12 protein-coding genes are annotated in these 18,461 nt (G+C 74.0%); 3 read left to right on the top strand and 9 right to left on the bottom strand.

The annotated features are described in order from the left end of the window. Window positions 1–19: 19 nt before the first annotated feature. From DEH69_RS24440 to DEH69_RS24425, 4 genes are read right to left on the bottom strand one after another with little or no spacing between them, the layout of a single operon-like run. Window positions 20–805, bottom strand: coding sequence for a CDP-alcohol phosphatidyltransferase family protein (locus tag DEH69_RS24440; RefSeq protein ID WP_113689140.1), 786 nt, complete (start codon window positions 803–805; stop codon window positions 20–22). Beyond that, on the bottom strand, window positions 783–1,844 hold the full coding sequence (locus tag DEH69_RS24435; protein WP_113689139.1) for an iron-containing alcohol dehydrogenase family protein: 1,062 nt from the start codon (window positions 1,842–1,844) through the stop codon (window positions 783–785). Before DEH69_RS24435 ends, DEH69_RS24440 begins: the two co-directional genes overlap by 23 nt. Beyond that, a complete protein-coding gene (locus DEH69_RS24430) occupies window positions 1,832–2,596 on the bottom strand; it encodes a sugar phosphate nucleotidyltransferase (RefSeq protein WP_113689138.1) in 765 nt (254 codons plus the stop codon). Before DEH69_RS24430 ends, DEH69_RS24435 begins: the two co-directional genes overlap by 13 nt. Continuing rightward, complete coding sequence (locus DEH69_RS24425; protein ID WP_258534956.1) at window positions 2,593–4,461, bottom strand: CDP-alcohol phosphatidyltransferase family protein; 1,869 nt, start codon at window positions 4,459–4,461, stop codon at window positions 2,593–2,595. Before DEH69_RS24425 ends, DEH69_RS24430 begins: the two co-directional genes overlap by 4 nt. 206 nt (window positions 4,462–4,667) lie before the next feature. Between DEH69_RS24425 and galE the strand changes: the two genes are divergently transcribed. Together galE and idi are read left to right on the top strand one after the other, a co-directional pair. After that, complete coding sequence (gene galE / locus DEH69_RS24420) at window positions 4,668–5,663, top strand: UDP-glucose 4-epimerase GalE (RefSeq protein WP_113689136.1); 996 nt, start codon at window positions 4,668–4,670, stop codon at window positions 5,661–5,663. Window positions 5,664–5,752: 89 nt separating this feature from the next. Next, a complete protein-coding gene (gene idi / locus DEH69_RS24415; protein ID WP_258534926.1) occupies window positions 5,753–6,322 on the top strand; it encodes an isopentenyl-diphosphate Delta-isomerase in 570 nt (189 codons plus the stop codon). 36 nt (window positions 6,323–6,358) lie between these two features. Here idi and DEH69_RS24410 read toward each other — a convergent pair whose 3' ends face one another. Next, window positions 6,359–6,835 carry an ATP-binding protein gene (locus tag DEH69_RS24410; RefSeq protein WP_258534925.1) on the bottom strand — a complete coding sequence of 159 codons (477 nt, stop codon included), beginning with the start codon at window positions 6,833–6,835 and terminating at the stop codon, window positions 6,359–6,361. A 544-nt stretch (window positions 6,836–7,379) separates the two neighbouring features. On the opposite strand from DEH69_RS24410, the gene DEH69_RS24405 reads away from it, so the two are divergent. After that, a complete protein-coding gene (locus DEH69_RS24405; RefSeq protein WP_113689320.1) occupies window positions 7,380–9,149 on the top strand; it encodes an ABC transporter ATP-binding protein in 1,770 nt (589 codons plus the stop codon). Window positions 9,150–9,229: 80 nt separating this feature from the next. Here the strand turns inward: DEH69_RS24405 and DEH69_RS24400 are convergent, their stop codons facing one another. From DEH69_RS24400 to DEH69_RS24380, 4 genes are all read right to left on the bottom strand, one after another. Next, window positions 9,230–10,837: an ABC-F family ATP-binding cassette domain-containing protein gene (locus tag DEH69_RS24400; protein ID WP_113689135.1), complete on the bottom strand. Its 1,608-nt coding sequence runs from the start codon at window positions 10,835–10,837 to the stop codon at window positions 9,230–9,232. Between the two features lie 281 nt (window positions 10,838–11,118). Next, entirely contained in the window at window positions 11,119–12,099 is a 981-nt protein-coding gene (locus DEH69_RS24395) for an acyl-ACP desaturase (protein WP_258534924.1), read from the bottom strand. 369 nt (window positions 12,100–12,468) lie between these two features. Then, window positions 12,469–14,901, bottom strand: coding sequence for a Tex family protein (locus DEH69_RS24385; protein WP_258534923.1), 2,433 nt, complete (start codon window positions 14,899–14,901; stop codon window positions 12,469–12,471). A 99-nt stretch (window positions 14,902–15,000) separates the two neighbouring features. Then, on the bottom strand, window positions 15,001–18,393 hold the full coding sequence (locus DEH69_RS24380) for a hypothetical protein (RefSeq protein ID WP_113689131.1): 3,393 nt from the start codon (window positions 18,391–18,393) through the stop codon (window positions 15,001–15,003). Window positions 18,394–18,461 lie beyond the last annotated feature (68 nt).

Raw genomic sequence — 18,461 nt, 5'->3', positions numbered from 1 at the left:
TGCGCCGTACCCACCACGGTCACCTCAGCCTGCTGGACGCCAGTACGGACACCAGGTGCAGAAGGGTCTGCACCAGCGCCACGGCTGCCAGGAGGGCCACGCCGAGGCGGGTGAAGAACAGCTCGCCCTGGATCAGGTCGAGGACGGCCACGAAGAGGATCAGCAGGGACGCCTCGACGCCGCCGACCAGCCGGTGGAACTTGAGCGCGGCCGCCGCCCTGCGGGCCACCGCGAGCCCCGAGGAGCGCGGGGTGGCCGACTCCTCCCTGGCCGCGGGCAGGCCACCGCGCGAGCGGGCGACGTCCACCAGGTCCGTCTCGGCCTTGATCAGGATCGCGCCGAGCGCGGCGAGCGTCCCGAGGAACGCCCACAGCCAGTTCGGCGCGGGCTCGTCGACCGCGAAGACGTCGGCCGCGCGCAGCCCGAAGCCGGTCAGCAGCGCGGCCTCGGCCAGGTAGTGGCCGACGCGGTCGAGGTAGACGCCGGTGATGGAGGTCTGTCCCCGCCAGCGGGCGACCTCGCCGTCCACGCAGTCGAGGAGCAGGTACAGCTGGATGAGGAGCGCGCCCGCGAGCGCCCCGGCGAGCCCTGGGATCAGCAGCGCCGCGCCCGCGGCGACGCCGGTGAGAACCATCAGATAGGTGAGCTGGTTGGGGGTGACCCTGGTGGCCACCAGGTGCCTGGTCCAGCGCAGGGAGATCTCCCGCATGTACAGGCGCCCGGCCCAGTGCTCACCGCTGCGCCGGTCCTTGACCCCTTCGGGGTGCACGACCGGCCTGAGTTCAGCTACCGATGGTTTTGACATAGTCGGCGTAAGAGTCCCTGATCTGGTCGGTGGTCAGGTCGAGGTGTTCGAGGATGGTGTAGCGCCCCGGCCTGGTGCGCGGGGCGAAGGCGACGGCCGTCACGAACTCGTCGGCGGAGAAGCCGATGTCGTCGGGCAGCACGGGCAGGCCGTGGCGCCGCAGCGTCTCGACGATCAGCCCGCAGCCGTCCTGCTGCCCGCGCAGGTGCATGGCGAACGCGGCGCCCAGGCCCACCTGTTCGCCGTGTGGGGCCGAACGCTTGGGGTAGAGCAGGTCGAGCGCGTGGGAGATCTCGTGGCAGGCGCCCGAGGAGGGCCTGGTGTGGCCCGCGATCGACATGGCGATGCCGGAGAGCACGAGCGCCTCCGAGAGGACGGTCAGGAACGCGTCGTCCGCGCAGCCGCCGGGGTGGCGCAGCACGGCCTCGCCCGCCTGCCTGGCCATGGCGGCGGCGAGCCCGTCGATCTGCTCGCCGGTCTCCCTGTGGGACAGCTCCCAGTCGGCGATGGCCGAGATGTTGGAGACGGCGTCGCCGATGCCGGAGCGGACGTAGCGCAGGGGGGCGTGGCGGATCACGTCGAGGTCGATGACCAGCGCGATGGGCGTGGGCACGCCGTAGGAGCCGCGCCCCGCGTCGTTGTCCAGGGTGGAGACGGGGGAGCAGATGCCGTCGTGGGAGAGGTTGGTGGCGACGGCGACCATGGGAAGGCCCACGCGGGCGGCGGCGTACTTGGCGACATCGATGATCTTTCCGCCGCCCAGGCCCACGACCGCGTCGTAGTGGCCCGAGCGCATGGCGTCGGCGAGCTGGACGGCCGCGTCGATGGTGCCGCCCGCGACCTCGTACCAGTCGGCGCCTGGCAGGGCGGGGCTGACGCGTTCGCGCAGCGTGGCGCCCGAGCCGCCGCTGATCGCGATGGCCAGGCGGCCCGACGAGGAGACGCGCTGGTCGGCGAGGACGCCCGCGAGGTTGTCGAGGGCGCCCGCGGTGATGTCGACGGAGACGGGGGACGGGATGAGGCGGGTCAGTACCGGCACGCGATCTCCCGTCCCCTGGCGAGGTCGTCGTGGTTGTCGATCTCGACCCAGCTGACGTCGCCGATGGGCGCGGTGTCGATGCGGAAGCCGCGCTGGATCAGCTCCTGGTACCCGTCCTCGTAGTAGAGCTGGGGGTCGCGCTCCCACGTGGTGCGCAGGGCGTCGGCCAGGTCGTCGGCCGCCTCGGGCTCGATGAGGGTGACGCCGATGTACTCGCCGGTGGCGCTCGCGGGGTCCATCAGCTTGGTGATGAGCGAGACGCCCTTCTCGGGGTCGGCGACGACCTTCATCTCCTCGTCGGCCAGCCGCTTGACGGTGTCGACGGCGAGGATGACGCGGCCGCGCCCCGGCAGCGCGGTGCCGCGGGCGGCCAGCAGGGTCTTCTCGACCGATGGCGGGTGGACCGTGTCGCCGTTGGCCAGGATGACGCCCTCGCGGATGATGTCGCGGGCGCACCAGAGGGAGTAGGCGTTGTTCCACTCCTCGGCCTTGTCGTTGTCGACGAGGGTGAGGGTGACCCCGTAGCGGCGCTCGAGGTCGGCCTTCCGCTCGTAGACGGCCTCCTTGCGGTACCCCACGACGATGGCTGCGTCGGTGAGGCCGACCTCGGCGAAGTTCGCCAGGGTGAGGTCGAGGACCGTTCTGCTGTCCGCCGCGTCCGGCGAGATGACCGGCACCAGCGCCTTGGGCAGGGTGTCGGTGTAGGGGCGAAGGCGCCGTCCGGCGCCAGCGGCCAGCACAAGGCCGATCATGCGGGTTCTCCTGTTTCGTCGTGTACGGCCGGTGCCTGGGAGGAGACCCAGAAGCGGATGCTCTCCCCCAGGACCAGGAGCGCCGTGGCCCCGCCAAGGACCGTGAGCGCGGTGGTGAAGCCCTGGCCGCTCGCCCAGAGGGCGGCCGCGGCGGTGACCGCCAGGACGCGGCCCTCGTGTCCGCCGGTGGCCAGGACCAGCCGCCTCGGGGGCGCCCCGGCGCCGCCTCGCAGGCGGTACACCGTGTCGTAGTGATGGTAGGCACAAGCCGCCACCAGAAAGAAAGCCGCGGGCAACGCTCCGTTCACCCCGCCGCGGGCGGCGAGGATCAGGACGGCCAGGTACTCGCCGCAGCGGAGGAGCGGCGGGACCAGCCAGTCGAACGGGCGGGAGAGCGGCGCCGCGATCGCCAGGCCCGCGCACAGCGCGTACCACGCGGCGGCGAGCACCGCGGTCCAGCCGCCCCGGTCGTCGGGCCCGAACAGCAGCCAGCCGAGCAGCCCCGCGGTCCCGGCCGCCGCCCACAGCGGCGCGGCGAGGGGGCCGCCCGGCGAGCGGGGCGCGACGCGGGCGACGGCCTCGGCGACCGGGCCGCTGTCGGCGAGACCGGCCAGCGCCCGCGCGCCCTCGGGGCCGCCGCCCGGCAGCCTCCTGGAGCGCAGCAGGCGGCCCGCCGTGGTGTAGCAGGCGGCGCAGCCCGAGGCGATCAGCAGCACGGTGAACGTGACGCGGGGCGTCGTCAGGGCGGTGAGGACGGCGATCAGGGCCCAGCGTTCGCCGATGGGCAGCACGATCACGCGCCGCAGCCAGACGGTCCAGGCGATGCGGTCGAGGCGCCCCGAGAGCGCGGTGGCGCCGCCAGGGGCCGCACCCTGGGCGGCGGGGTCCGGCGCGGGGAGGGTGAAGGTGAAGGCGAAGTCCACGACGTGGCGGGCGGTCTGGAGAACCATCGCGCCCAGGGCCAGGGCCCAGACGTCGTCGTCGCCGCGGGCGGCGCCGAGGGCGAGCCCGGCGTAGAAGGCGTACTCCTTGGCCCGGTCGAACGTGGCGTCGAGCCAGGCGCCCAGGGTGGAGAACTGGAGCGAGTAGCGGGCGAGTTGGCCGTCGACGCAGTCGAGCACGAACGAGACGAGCAGCAGGGCGCCCGCCGCGATCATCCCGGGGCGGGTGCCGGTGGCGGCGCAGCCCGCGGCGATGAGGGCGGTGACCAGCGACGCGGTGGTCACCTGGTTCGGCGTCAGGCCGCGGCGGGCGCACCAGCGGGCCAGGTGGCGGGAGTAGGGGCTGACGAAGTGCGTGGTGAAGAAGCCGTCGCGGGACTTCACGGCCGAACGCAGCCGCACCGCCTCGTCGTCCACGGCGGCCACCGCCGCCTCGGCCTCGGCGCGGGCGGCCTCGGTGGTGGGCACGGTGGCGACCAGGGTGCCGAGGTCGGGCGCGTGGACGGGGGTGCCGGCCGCGGCCAGGCCCGCGGCCAGGCGGTCGGGCAGGCAGTCGGTGGCGGGCGGCGCCGCGACCGAACGGCCGCCGCCGCCTGGGGCGATGGCGGCGCCGTCGCGGCCCGCGGCGCTCCCCGGCGCGAGCGCGGCGGTCAACGCGCCCCGCGCGCCCGGCAGTACGGTCAGCGCGCCGGGGACGGCGGCGGCGGGGAAGCGCGGGTCGGTCAGGCCGAGCCTGAGGCTGTGCAGGTGCCCGGTGAAACGGGCGTCGACCACGGCGACGCGCTCGGCCGCCGGCACCGCGGCGATCGCCCGCGCCACTCCGCCGTTCCCGTCCGCCACGCGCACGGTGAAGCCCAGGGCGCGCAGGTCGCGTTCGATGGACGCCCCGGGGGGTGGGGCGCCGGTGAGAATGGCGGTCGACAGCGAACTCACTCCTTGGGGCAGAACCGTCTCTGCGGCTGCACGTCGGCAGAGATTATCTGATGACCACCGCGCGGCAAGCATGGCGTTGACACCAGGAAACCCGGAGTTCATGTCGGGGCGCCTCCCGGGCGGTCAGTGCGACCCTACGCGATCGGGCGACTACGTCTAGCAATCGACGTGTGCGGCACAGACGTTAGGCTGCCGCCATGACCTGGTTGATCACCGGTGGTGCCGGTTACATCGGGGCGCACGTCGTGGAGGCGATGCGGGCCGATGGCGAGTCCGTCGTGGTGCTCGACGACCTCTCCACCGGGGTGGCCACACGCCTTGGCGCGGATGTGCCGCTGGTGACCGGCTCGGTGCTCGACCGGCCGCTGCTCGACGCGGCGCTGGCGCGGCACGCGGTGACCGGGGTCGTGCACCTGGCAGCCAAGAAGCGGGTCGGGGATTCGGTGGCCGAGCCGCTGCTCTACTACCGGGAGAACGTCCACGGGCTGACCGTGCTGCTGGACGCCGTGGCCGCCGCGGGGGTGCGGCGCTTCGTCTTCTCCTCGTCCGCCGCGGTCTACGGCACGCCCGATGGCGGCGACGGCGGCGTTCCCGACCTGGTGACCGAGCGGTCGCCGTGCCAGCCCGTGAGCCCCTACGGCGAGACCAAGCTTGCGGGCGAGTGGCTGGTCAGGGCGGCCGGGCGGGCGCATGGCATCGCGACGGTGTGCCTGCGGTACTTCAACGTCGCGGGCGCGGCAAGGCCCGAGCTCGCGGACGCCGGGGCTGCCAATGTCATCCCGATGTTCTTCGAGCGGATTACGCGGGGCGAGCGCCCCGAGATCTTCGGCGACGACTACCCCACGCCCGACGGCACGTGTGTGCGCGACTACGTCCATGTCGCCGACCTGGCGCGGGCGCACCTGGTGGCCGCGCGGCACCTGGCGGCGCCCGCCGCGGGTGCCGCCGGCGACCTGACCGTCAACGTCGGCACGGGCCGCGGGGTCTCGGTTCGCGAGCTGGCCGAGCTGGTGGCCGAGGTCACGGGCCACCCCGAGCTGACCCCGCGGGTCGCCGCGCGGCGCCCGGGCGACCCGGCGCGCGTGGTGGCGTCGGCCGATCTGGCCAGGGAGAGACTGGGGTTCACAGCGGAGCGCGCGTTGGGTGAGATGGTGGCATCGGCCTGGGATGGCTGGCGCCTGCTCCACCCCTGACGAGGATCGCCTCCGCGACCGGACCGGTGCGGCCAACTGGCCGCGACCGAAGGACCGACATCGAGAGAAATGCCAGGGAAAACGTGGACATGCCCCGCAGCACCGCCGTCGCGGCGGACCCGGTCATGCTTGAGCTGGTCGACGAGGAGGGCGCGACGGTCGGCACGTCCGAGAAGCTCGCGGCCCACCGCGCCCCGGGGCGCCTGCACCGGGCCTTCTCCGTCTTCCTCTTCGACACGGCGGGGCGGCTGCTGCTCCAGCGGCGGGCGCTCGCCAAGTACCACTCGGCGGGGGTCTGGTCCAACACGTGCTGCGGCCACCCGTTCCCCGGCGAGCCGCCGTTCCTGGCGGCCACCCGGCGGACCGCCGAGGAGCTGGGGATCGCCCCCTCGCTGCTCGGCGAGGCGGGGACCGTGCGCTACAACCACCCCGACCCGGGCTCCGGTCTGGTCGAGCAGGAGTACAACCACCTCTTCGCCGGGCTGGTGACCGCGCCGCCGAAGCCGGATCCGGCCGAGGTGATGGAGACGGCGTTCGTCAGCCCGCGGGAGCTTGACCGGATGCGCGAGGACGGGGCGTTCTCCGCCTGGTTCCCCACGGTGCTCGACGCCGCGCGCCCGGCGATCAGGGAGCTGACGGGGGCCTCGGGCGGCTGGTGAGGGGGCGAGCCCAATGGGCCGGGCGACCGGGGCGGGTCAGCTGGCCCGGTCGAGCGGGAGCGCGGCCCACACCACCTTGCCGCCTGTCGCGGTCGCGTCGACGCCGCAGTCGCCGCCCGCGTCAAGGGCCGTGGCCTGCACGAGCAGCAGCCCGCGGCCGCCGGTGCCCTGGCTATCGGGGTCGGCGTGCAGGGCCTTGGGGCGATAGGGGTGGCCGTCCTCGACCGACAGGCGCAGCCAGTGGGCGTCGAGCGTGACCTCGACGCCGATCCGCGGGGTGAGCAGCGCGGCGTGCCGCACGGCGTTGGTCACCAGCTCGGAGACGATCAGCAGCGCGCCGTCGACCGCGTCGCGGGAGAGCGGCGCGCCCCGCCGCGCGATGAGGTCGCGCACTGCGTGGCGCACCTCGGGCACCGACACGTCGACGGGCGCGACGGTGAACCTCCAGACCCCCGTGTGGGTCGGCGCCTCGGCGGCCCCAGGAAACGCCGCCGCGCCTGATCGACTTTCCATGGTCTCCCGTTCCCATCGTCTCGCTGCGCGCTGGCTCCCCCTCGTATCGAGTGTTGGCATGTGCCACGGCGACATGACCCAGTGAGCGTAACTCGCCACATATGAGGCGCACCCCGATCAACTCGTTTCATTTCTGATCGATTTACGACCGAGGCGGGTCCGGCTCGGGGATGCGCGGTCCCGTTGCGCCGGCGGGCGCGCGGCGCGTTCCGCGGGCGCCGCCCGACCCACGCGTCACCCGAGCGGACGGGCGCACCGTTGCGAACGCGCGGCGGACCGCCGCGACGGCGTGAGCGCCGGTGTGTGCTCGTCATGCGACGTGAAGACAAGCAAGATGAGAAATCGCACCGACAAGGAGCGAAGCATTCGTTCGTTTTGGCGCACGCGACGGCCGCCATGACTACTATCACCATGTATATGAATTATCCTGAACCAGAAGCAAAAGGGGCAGACCCTTTCCCTATCGACATTTCGGCGAGTGTTCGACGCGTATCAGGGGCAAGGTCATTCCGACTGAATCCCCAGGACGTTGGAGTCCGTCGTCATGGCTCTGCCGCAAGGCCCCCTCGAGCATCGTTACCAGGGTGAACACCCGGTCCGCACGCTCGCCTACCTCTTCCGCGGAGACCGCATCCGGCTGTTCGTCGCCGTCTTAGCGTTCATCGTCAAGCACAGCCCCGTCTGGCTGCTTCCCCTGGTCACGGCGAACATCATCGACGTCGTCGTGGAGAAGCGGCCCATTTCCGAACTCGGCGCCAACACGATCGTGCTCGTGGTGGTCCTGATGCTCAACTACCCAACCCATCTCCTGTATGTCCGCTGTATGCACGGCAGCATCCGCCGCACCGGCACGGGGCTGCGGTCGGCGCTCTGCCGCCGCATGCAGGAGCTCTCCATCGGCTACCACTCCCGGGTCAGCGCCAGCGCGTTGCAGACCAAGGTCATCAGGGACGTGGAGAACATCGAGGTCTCGGTGCAGCAGAGCGCGGACACGGGGCTTGCCGCGTTGATCACCCTCGTCGGCGGCCTCGCGGTCATCACGGTCCGCGTCCCCGCGGCGCTGCCCGCGTTCCTCGTGGTGGTCCCCGCCACCGCGCTGCTGATCCGCAGGCTGCGCGGCAGACTGCGCAGCCACAACGAGAAGTTCCGCAGACAGGTCGAGCAACTGTCGTCCCGCGTCGGCGAGATGACCAGCCTGATCCCGGTCACCCGCGCCCACGGCCTGGAACGGGCCGCGCTCGGGCGGGTGGACGGGACGCTGCGCCAAGTGCTCACCGCGGGTATACGGCTCGACCTGCTCAACGGCCACTTCGGGGCGCTCGCCTGGATCCTGCTGAACGTGATCAGCATCGGCTTCCTCTCCGGCGCCGCCCTCATCTGCTACTACGCCTGGCTGCCGATCACGGCCGGGGACGTGGTCATGCTGAGCACGTTCTTCACCACCCTGACCGGGTCGATGACGATGATGATGGGGCTCGCGCCCATCATCACCAAGGGCCTTGAGTCGGTCCGTTCGGCCGGCGAGGTCCTCCAGGCCCCCGACCTGGAGGTCAACGCGGGCAAGACGCAGGTCTCCGCGGTCAAGGGCCGCATCGACTTCGAAGGGGTCAGCTTCGCCTACGACGCCGACGGATCGGCCGCCGCGGTCACCGACTTCACGCTCTCGGTGCCACCAGGGGAGACCGTCGCCCTCGTGGGCGCCTCGGGGGCGGGCAAGTCGACGGTGCTCAACCTGCTGATCGGCTTCATCAGGCCCACCAAGGGGCGGATCCTGCTGGACAACGTCGACATGGGCAGCCTCGACCTGCGCACCTACCGGCGCTTCCTCTCGGTGGTGCCCCAGGAGTCGGTGCTGTTCGAGGGCACCATCGGGGAGAACGTCGGCTACGGCATGACCGAGGTCGACACCCAGGCGGTGCGCGACGCGCTGCGGGACGCCAACGCCCTGGAGTTCGTCGAGCGGCTGCCGCGGGGTCTCGACACGGTCGTCGGGGAGCGCGGCGCCCGGCTCTCCGGCGGGCAGCGGCAGCGGATCGCCATCGCCAGGGCGCTGATCAGGGACCCGAGGATCCTGGTGCTCGACGAGGCCACCTCCGCCCTGGACACGCGCTCCGAGGCGCTGGTGCAGGAGGCGATGGACCGGCTGATGCGCGGCAGGACCGTGTTCGTGGTCGCGCACCGGCTCTCCACGGTGCGGGGCGCCGATCGCATCGTGGTCCTCGAACACGGCCGGATCTCGGAGATCGGCACCCACGCCGAGCTGCTTCGGCGCGGGGGCGCGTACGCGCGGCTCCAGGCGACCCAGATGAGCTGACCGGAGCCGGGGCCCGGCGAGGGGCGCGCCCCAGGGGAACGCCCATCGCCGGGCCGCCCCGGCAATCCGCCTACAACCGCCTACAGCGGCTCCTCATCGGCGAGTTCGCCGTCGAGGCGCAGCCAGCGCGTGATGCCGATCCCGCGCAGGAACGGAACGTCGTGGCTGGCGACCACGAGCGCGCCCCGGTAGGACTCGAGGGCGGTGGTGAGCTGGCGGACGCTGTTCAGGTCGAGGTTGTTCGTCGGCTCGTCCAGCATCAGCAGCTGAGGCGCCGGCTCGGCCAGCATGAGCGCCGCGAGCGACGCCCGGAACCGCTCGCCGCCCGACAGCGTGCCCACCCGCTGGTCGGGGCGGCCCTTGCGGAACAGGAAGCGGGCCAGCTGCGCCCTGATCCGCTGGACGTCGGCGCCGGGCGCCAGCTCCCTGACGTTGTCCAGGATCGAGCGCGACTCGTTAAGGATGTCGAGGCGCTGGGGCAGATAGCGCAGCGGCACATGCGCGGTCACCTCCCCCGCGACCGGCGCCAGCTCGCCGGCGACGGTGCGCAGCAGCGTGGTCTTCCCCGCGCCGTTGCGCCCGACCAGCGCGATCCGCTCGGGGCCCTGGACCTCCAGGTGGGCCCGCGCGCCGTAGCGCAGCTCCACCGCGTCCAGGGTGAGGACGCGGCGGCGCGGCGGAACGGCGGTGTGCGGCAGGTCGACGCGGATCTCGTCGTCGTCGCGCACCGCGCTCTCGGCCTCGGCCAGGCGCTCCCTGGCACCGGCGAGCCGCTCCTCGTGCAGGATGCGGTGCTTGCCCCCTGACTCCTGGGCCGAGCGCTTGCGGGCGTTCATGACGATCTTGGGCTCGCGCTTGTTCTCGAACGCCTTCCTCGCCATGCGGGCGCGCCCCGCCAGCTTGTCGTGCGCCTCGATCAACTCGCGCCGCTGCCGCCGCACATCGGCCTCGGCGACGCGGACCATGCGCTCGGCGGCCTCCTGCTCGACGGCCAGGGCCTCCTCGTAGGCGGAGAGCGTGCCGCCGAACCAGCGGACCTCGCCGTCGCGCAGGTCGGCGACCTGGTCGACGTGTTCGAGCAGCTCGCGGTCGTGGCTGACGACGACGAGCACGCCCTGCCAGGCGCTCACGGCGTCGTGGAGGCGGCGCCTGGCGTCGAGGTCGAGGTTGTTGGTCGGCTCGTCGAGCAGCAGGATGTCGGGGCGGCGCAGCAGCAGGGCGGCCAGGCACAGCAGCACCGTCTCGCCACCCGAGACCTCGCCGACCGTGCGGTCGAGGCCGATGTGCGCGAGGCCGAGCTCGTCGAGGGTGGCGCGGGTGCGCTCCTCGATGTCCCAGTCGTCGCCGACGACGGCGAAGTGCGCCTCGTCAGGGTCCCCGGCCTCGATGGCGTGCAGGGCGGCGCGCGTGTCGGCGATGCCGAGCACCTTGTCGACGGGCAGGGCGGCGTCGAGCGCGAGGTTCTGCGGGAGGTGGCCCACCTCGCCGCTGACCCTGACGGTGCCGGACAGGGGCGAAAGCTCGCCCGCGACCAGCCTCAGCAGGGTCGACTTGCCCGTGCCGTTGAGACCGACAAGACCGGTGCGGCCCGGACCGACGGCCAGGTCGAAGTCGGTGAGGACAGGGGTGCCATCGGGCCAGGCGAACGTCACCCGGTGGCACGAGACATGGGTGGTCAGGGTGGACATGAGGGCTCTCCGGTGTGCGTGAAGGGGGATATCAGCGACACATGGAGACACCGGGCCCGGACCTGGGCTGGCGATTCGGAGGAGAACGGGCGGGAAGGCGCCGGAAACGTCCGAGGTCGTGCGCGAGGGCGTGGCCGCCGCGGGGTCAGCTCGGGGGCTGAACGCACGGGGCCTCGCGGGCTCACGGTGTCCGCGACCTCAGATCTTCAACGGGGCTCCCGGGGACGGCGACAGGGCCAGGCTCGAGCGTAGACCTGATCGCCTGGCCCGGGCAACCGCGTTCAGCCCTCGGCGCGCGCGGCCCTCGCGGCGAGGCGGGCGCGGCGGGCGGCAAGCCGCTCCTCCAGCACCCGCGCCTCGGCGTCGAGGCCGTCCATGAACGTGCCGAGCTCCTCCTGCGCCTTGCGGCCCTCGGGGCCGAGCCCCGCGAGGTCCATCGCCTTCAGGAAGCGGATCACGGGCTGGAGCACGTCGTCGTGGTGGATGCGCAGGTTGTATATCCCGCCGATGGCCATGCGGGCGGCGGCGCGCTCGAATCCGGGGATGCCATGGCCCGGCATGCGGAAGCCGACGACCACGTCGCGCACCGCGCGCATGGCCTGGTCGGGGGCGATCTCGAACGCCGCGCGCAGGAGATTGCGATAGAAAACCATGTGGAGGTTCTCGTCGGTGGCGATCCTGGCCAGCATCCGGTCACACACCGGATCACCGGACTCACGGCCGGTGTTGCGGTGCGAGATGCGGGTGGCCAGCTCCTGGAAGGCGACATAGGCCACGGAGTGCAGCATCGAGTGCTGGTTGTCGGACTCGAAGCCCTCGGACATGTGGGCCATGCGGAAGTTCTCGAGCTGGACCGGGTCGACGGCCCTGGTGGTGAGGAGGTAGTCGCGCATCACGATGCCGTGGCGGCCCTCCTCGGCAGTCCAGCGGTGCACCCAGGTGCCCCACGCGCCGTCGCGGCCGAAGATCGAGGCTATCTCGTGGTGATAGCTCGGGAGGTTGTCCTCGGTCAGCAGATTGACGACCAGGGCGGTGCGGCCGATGTCGGTGACCTTCGACTGCTCGATGGACCAGGGCTCGCCGTCGAGCGGCCCGTCGAAGTTCCGGCCTTCGCTCCAGGGCACGTACTCGTGCGGCATCCAGTCGCGCGCGACGGCCAGGTGGCGGTTCAACTCCCGCTCGACCACCTCCTCCAGGGCGTAGATCAGCCGGGTGTCGCTCCACTCGCCCGGCCTGGCTATGGGGGTGGCGTCGATGGTCACGAGGGCTCCTGCGGGTCGTTCACTGGCGAAGTACCTACGTCTCCGTAGGTTACGGCACCGTAAGTTGTTACCCGCCGGTCTGGCAACAGCCCTGCCCCGCCTTCGCATACGCGAAGACCCGGACCGGGTGGACGCCATGGGCGATATCAGGGGCCGCCATGACGGCGATCCACATCCGCACCGGCTGGCTCGCGCGCTGGGCCCGCCAGGTCCAGGCAACGCCGCGGCGGCGATACGTCAGGACGCACGCGCCGAAGGCATCACACAGAACGGGCAAAGGCCCGCACCGTCCATGGGGACAGTGCGGGCCTCGTCCTAGAGGTGCCCACGACGGCACCGGGCTGGCCCCGTGGACCTCCCGGCCAGGGACTACCGCTTGCCGCGCTCGGAGTTGAGCAGGCCCGCCCTGCGCAGGGCGTCGGCCATCGCGCTGTTGACCGGCGGGGCGTCGCGGCGCTGGCCGCCTCCCCTGCCGCCCTCGCGCCCGCCGCCGCGCCGGTCGCGCTGGCGCGGGGCCCCGCCGCCCCGGCCGCCGCGCTCCTCGCGCCCGCCGCGGTCGCCCCGCTCGCCCCGCTCGCCCCGCTCCCCGCGCCCTCGCCCGCCACCCGGCGAGCCCGGCTCCTCGTCGAGACGGAGCGTCAGGGAGATCCGCTTGCGCGGCACATCGACGTCGAGCACCTTGACCCTGACGATGTCGCCTGGCTTGACGACCTCGCGCGGGTCCGACACGAACTTCTTCGACATAGCCGACACATGCACCAGGCCGTCCTGGTGGACGCCGACGTCGACGAACGCGCCGAACGCCGCGACGTTGGACACCACGCCCTCGAGCACCATGCCGGGCGCCAGGTCGCCGATCTTCTCCACGCCCTCCTTGAAGCGGGCGGTCCTGAACGCCGGGCGCGGGTCGCGGCCCGGCTTCTCCAACTCCTTGATGATGTCGGTGACCGTCGGCAGGCCGAACGTCTCGTCGACGAACGCGGACGGGTCGAGGCCGCGCAGCACCGAGCCGTTCCCGATGAGGGCCGGGACATCGGTGCCCGAGGAGGACGCGATACGGCGCACCACGGGGTATGCCTCGGGGTGCACGGCCGAGGCGTCGAGCGGGTCGGTGCCGCGGACGCGCAGGAACCCCGCGCACTGCTCGAACGCCTTGGGCCCGAGCCTGGGCACCTGCTTGAGCGAACTCCGGTCGGGGAAGGGGCCGTTGGCGTCACGGTGCGCCACGATGTTCTCGGCGAGGGTGGAGCCGATGCCCGAGACCCTGGCCAGCAGCGGCGTCGACGCGGTGTTGACGTCGACCCCCACGCCGTTCACGCAGTCCTCGACCACGGCGTCGAGGGAGCGGGAGAGCTTCACCTCGGACAGGTCGTGCTGGTACTGGCCGACGCCGATGGACTTGGGGTCGATCTTCACCAGCTCGGCCAGCGGGTCCTGGAGGCGGCGGGCGATGGACACCGCGCCGCGCAGCGAGACGTCGAGCCCCGGCAGCTCCTGCCCGGCGAAGGCCGACGCGGAGTACACCGATGCGCCCGCCTCGGAGACGACCATGCGCGTGAGCTTCTGCTGGGGCAGCAGGGCGACCAGCTCGCCCGCCAGCTTGTCGGTCTCGCGCGAGGCCGTGCCGTTCCCGATGGCGATCAGCTCGACGCCGTGCTCGACGGCCAGGGCGGCCAGCGTCTTGAGCGCCTCGTCCCAACGCCGCTGCGGGGCGTGGGGGTAGACCGTGTCGGTGGCCGCGACCTTGCCCGTGGCGTCGACGACGGCGACCTTGACTCCGGTCCGCAGGCCGGGGTCGAGGCCCATGGTGGGGCGCGTGCCCGCGGGGGCGGCGAGCAGCAGGTCCCTGAGGTTGGCCGCGAAGACGCCGACGGCTTCGTCCTCGGCCTGGGTGCGCAGCCGGGTGCGCAGGTCGATCCCGAGGTGGACGAGAACGCGCGTGCGCCAGGCCCAGCGGACCGTCTCGGCCAGCCACGCGTCGGCAGGGCGGCCGCGGTCCGCGATGCCAAAGCGGTGGGCGATGGCGCGTTCGAACGACGTGGGGCCAGGCTCCTGTGACGGCTCCTCCGGCTCGAGGGTGAGGTCGAGGATCTCCTCCTTCTCGCCGCGGAACATCGCGAGCACGCGGTGCGAGGGCAGCTCGGTGAACGGCTCGGAGAAGTCGAAGTAGTCGGCGAACTTGGCGCCCGCGGCCTCCTTGCCGTCCCTGACCCGGGACACCAGGCGCCCCTTGGTCCACATCCGCTCGCGCAACTCGCCGAGCAGGTCGGCGTCCTCGCCGAACCGCTCGGTCAGGATGGCGCGCGCGCCCGCGAGGGCGGCGTCCGCGTCGGGCACGCCCTTGTCCGCGTCGACGAACGCGGCCGCGGCCGCCGATGGCTGGACGGACGGGTCGCCGAGCAGCCCGTCGGCCAGCGGCTCGAGCCCGGCCTCGCGGGCGATCTGCGCCTTGGTGCGCCGCTTGGGCTTGTAGGGGAGGTAGATGTCCTCGAGGCGCGCCTTGGTCTCAGCCGCGCGGATCGTCGCCTCGAGGGCGGCGTCCAGCTTCCCCTGGCCACGCACCGATTCGATGATCGCCTCGCGCCGCTCCTCCAGCTCGCGCAGATAGCGCAGCCGCTCCTCGATGGCGCGCAGCTGCGCGTCGTCGAGCGTGCCGGTGACTTCCTTGCGGTAGCGGGCGATGAACGGGACGGTGGACCCGCCGTCGAGCAGCCCCACGGCCGCCCGCACCTGGCCCTCCCTTACGCCCAGCTCCTCGGCGATCCTGTCCTCGATGGACCGGCCTGCGACGGACTCTGTCACGATCAACGCTCCGCTTTCCCGGCGCGCTCTGCGCCGCGGTTGCATTGTGGCAGGAGGCACCGACAACCGGGCGCACAGGCGCGCGAAGTGCCCACGCGTTCAGGCGGGTGGGGCGGCGCGGGTGGCGAGCGCCGCGTCGCGCACATCGGGCCACGGGTGGCGGCGCAGATAGCCAAGCAGCTCGCGCCAGGGGTCGGGCCAGCCGGTGCGCGTGCCGCCCGCGTCGGTCAGCCGGACGGCGAACAGGCCGGTGGCCAGGCCGCCTTGGGCGGCCAGCCGGGCCGCGGCCGTCAGCGTCTCGCCCTCGGCGGGCGGGTGGGTCGCCCAGAGCCGGTCGGCGAGCGCGTCGGCGGTGCGCCAGGCCAGCGCGGGGCGGTGCTCGTGGAGCGCGGCCAGCCTGCCCAGGGCCGTGGCCAGCGCGTCGCCGGGGGCCGCGAGGTCCAGGGCGGCGACCAGCAGCCGCGCGGCCTCGCCCTCGAACTCGGGGTGACCGGCGAGGAGTTCGGCGGTCTCGGCGGCGAAGGGGCGGGCGGCGTCGCCCTGCTGGTCGGCGGCGCGCACCAGCAGGCCGACCAGCGCCTCGACGCGGCGGCGGCCAGGGAGGTCATGGCCGCCAGGGAGGTCATGGCCATCGCCGCCCGCCCCCGTGGCGTCCACGGTGGCCAGGCGCGTGACGGCGTCGGCGAACGCCGCGCGCGCCCGGGCGTCCGCGCGGGCCAGCGGCGCGAGGGCGGCGAGGGCCGACTCCCATGTGGCGCTTTCCCGCAGGTCGGTCAGGGCGGCGCTGAGCACGTCGGTCGCGGTGTCGGCCCATGGGCCCCACGGGGCGAGGGCGCGCAGGGCGGAGTTGGCGACGGCGGGGTCGTCGGCGGCGCACAGCGCGACCACGAGCCGGGCGTAGCGCTCCCTGTGCCGCTCGGGGAGGTCTCCGGGGCCCGCGCGCAGCACCGCGCGTGCGGCGGCGACGCCGTCGGTCACGGCCGCGTCGAGGACGCGCCACACCCGGCCCTCGTCGAGCAGCCCGACGGCGTGGGCGGCGCACGCGGCGCGGATGTCCCGGTGCGCGCCGGGGAGTTCGAACGCCTCGGTGAGCAGCGTGGCGGCCTCGGCCGCGGGGAGCCTGGTGGCGGCGACGCGCACGGCCTCCTTGGCCGCCCGCACGGTGAACGGCGCGCCGGGCTCGGGCAGCAGCAGGGCGCGCAGGTGCGGGGCGAGCCGGGCGGGCGGCACATGGCGGGCGGCCCTGGCGAGCGCGGGGACGGCCGCCGCGGCCAGGGGCCCATGGGCCTGGGAGCGTAGCTCGGGCAGCGCGTCGCCAGGCCTTGGCCCGGTGGCCAGGGCGTCGACGGCGGCCGCGGCGAGCGCGGGCTCGTCGGCGTGGACCCAGCCGCGCACGGCGGCGGCGCCGCGCTCGTCGAGCCATGGCAGGGCCGCGATGGCGGCGGCGCGGGCGAGCAGCGGAACGTCGGCGGCGGCGGCCTCGCGCGCGTACCGGCGGGCGGCGGCCCGGCGCTGGTGGGGCAGCCAGCGGCGGGTGTGAGGGCCTGTGGGCGGCAGCCAGGTGGCGCCCTCGGGAAGGAAACGGCCCCGGGGCGGGGCGTCCCCGAGCACGGTGTCGAGCAGGTCGGTGCGGCGGGTGGCGAGGACGCGCAGCACGGGCGGCAGAACGGCGGCTGAGGCGTCGAGGGCGAGCACGCGGGCCACGCGTTCGTCGCGGGTGGCGGGGTCGGCGAGCCAGAGCCCCACGGCGGTGCTGGCGGTGGGGACGGTGCCGAACTGGACGGCCTGCCACAGGAGTTCCTGGAGCTCGGGCATGCCGCGCGCGCGGCGGCCCACCGCGCGGGCCAGGGCGAACGTCAGCCCGTGGTCGGCCTTCTCGGCTCCCGCGTCGAGCCAGGGCCGCAACGCCTCGAACACCTGGTGCTCCTGGCCGCGGCGCAGCGTGTGGTCGAGGCGGCCGAGGTCGGCGTCCCCGGTGTGGCCCGAGATGCGGACCAGGGTGCGTAGGGACCAGCTGAGCAGGGCGCGCCGGTCGGTGGCGGCGTGTTCGCGCAGCACCGCGAGGGCGAGGCGGCCGAGGGCGGCGCGGGCCGCGGGCGAGGAGTCGCGCGCGGCGAGGGCGTCGGCGGCGACGCGGTCGAGCCCGTCCGCGGCCTCGTCGGCGAACAGCGCGGGGTGGACGGCGGCCAGGGCGTTGAGCGCGGCGGAACGGACCTGGTCCTGCTCGTCGCGCAGCTCGTCGGCGCGTCCGAGCAGGGCGGTGAGGGCGTCGGGGTCGCCGGAGGAGGCGGCGTTGCGGATGAGCAGGGTCCAGCCCTCGGCGCGTTCCTCGGGGGCGGGGCGGCGGGCGGCGGCGCGCAGCGCGGGCTCGGCCTCGGCGACGGGCAGGTGCGCGATGGCGGCGAGGAGCGGCCCCTCGCCGAGGCGGCGCTCGCGGGCGCGGGCGGCGAGCCGCCTGGCCGCCATGTGCCGGGTGGCGCGGGGCAGTTCGGCGAGCACGGCGTCGGGGATCCCGCGTTCGCCGCCGTCGTGGGCGTCGGCGGTCGCGGCGGCGTGGGCGGCGGCGCGGCGGCCGGGGGGCAGGGCGTGCAGCAGGGCGGCGAACCGCGCGGGGCGGGTGGCGGCCCAGCGCCGCGCGAGGTCGGCGAGCTCGGGCGGGTCATGGGCGACGAGGCGGCGCAGCGCGGTCTGCGAGAGGCGGCGGGTGCGGCGGTCGGCGAGGTGGTCATGGGCCAGCATCAGGCGCAGCGTGCGGCCGGGGTCGACGGCCAGCAGCCGGGGCAGCGCGGCCCAGCCGGGCCAGTCGACGGCGCCGTGGTCGTGGCGTTCGAGCAGCGCGAGGGCGCGGGCGGGGCGGCGGACGGCCGCCTGGGCGACGGCCGGGTGGTGCCGCGCCCACCACGCGCCGTGCGAGGGCGGGGCGAGCGCGGCGAGCTGGGCCTCGGCGACGTCGATGACCGGGTCGGGGTGGCGCGAGGCGAGGGCGCGCCAGCCGGATATCGCGTGGAACAGCTCGGGCAGCAGCCTGACGACCGTGGCGGGGCCGCAGCCCGGCAGCAGGCGGGCGGCCTCGGCGTCGCCCCAGCGCGCGCGGTGGGCGTCGACGAGCTGGTCGGCCAGCCGGGTGCGGCCCTGGGCGACGACGGCGCCGAGCAGACGGTGGCGCAGGGCCGAAGGGGCGTCCTCGAGGGCGACCTCGATCGCGTAGTCGCCCACGCCCGCGGGCCCCGCGGCGGCCAGCGCGCGGGCGCGCACGACCGGGTCGAGGTCGGTGAGGCGGCTGGCCAGGTAGCCCGTGTCGCGCCCGACGGCGGCGGCGACGACCGCGAGGCGCGCGCCGTGCTCGCCGTGCCTGGCCAGGCCCTCGACCAGGTCGCGCAGCTCGCCCCGGCCCGCCGCGAGCCTGGCGCGGGCGGCGAGCTCGCGCATGCGGCGCGGGTGGGGAAGCGGGGCGAGCTCGCTGAGCAGCCGGTGGGCTCCTGCGTCGGTCATGGCGGAATTCTGCCGCTCGCGCCCGCGCCATGGGGCGGCAGCCCCGCGACGGGCCCGCGGGCGCCCGC

Origin of the sequence: Streptomyces sp. PT12, assembly GCF_003311645.1 — a bacterium.
In the GTDB taxonomy this organism is placed as follows: Bacteria; Actinomycetota; Actinomycetes; order Streptomycetales; family Streptomycetaceae; genus Streptomyces.
This window is presented reverse-complemented; position numbering and strand designations above follow the sequence as displayed.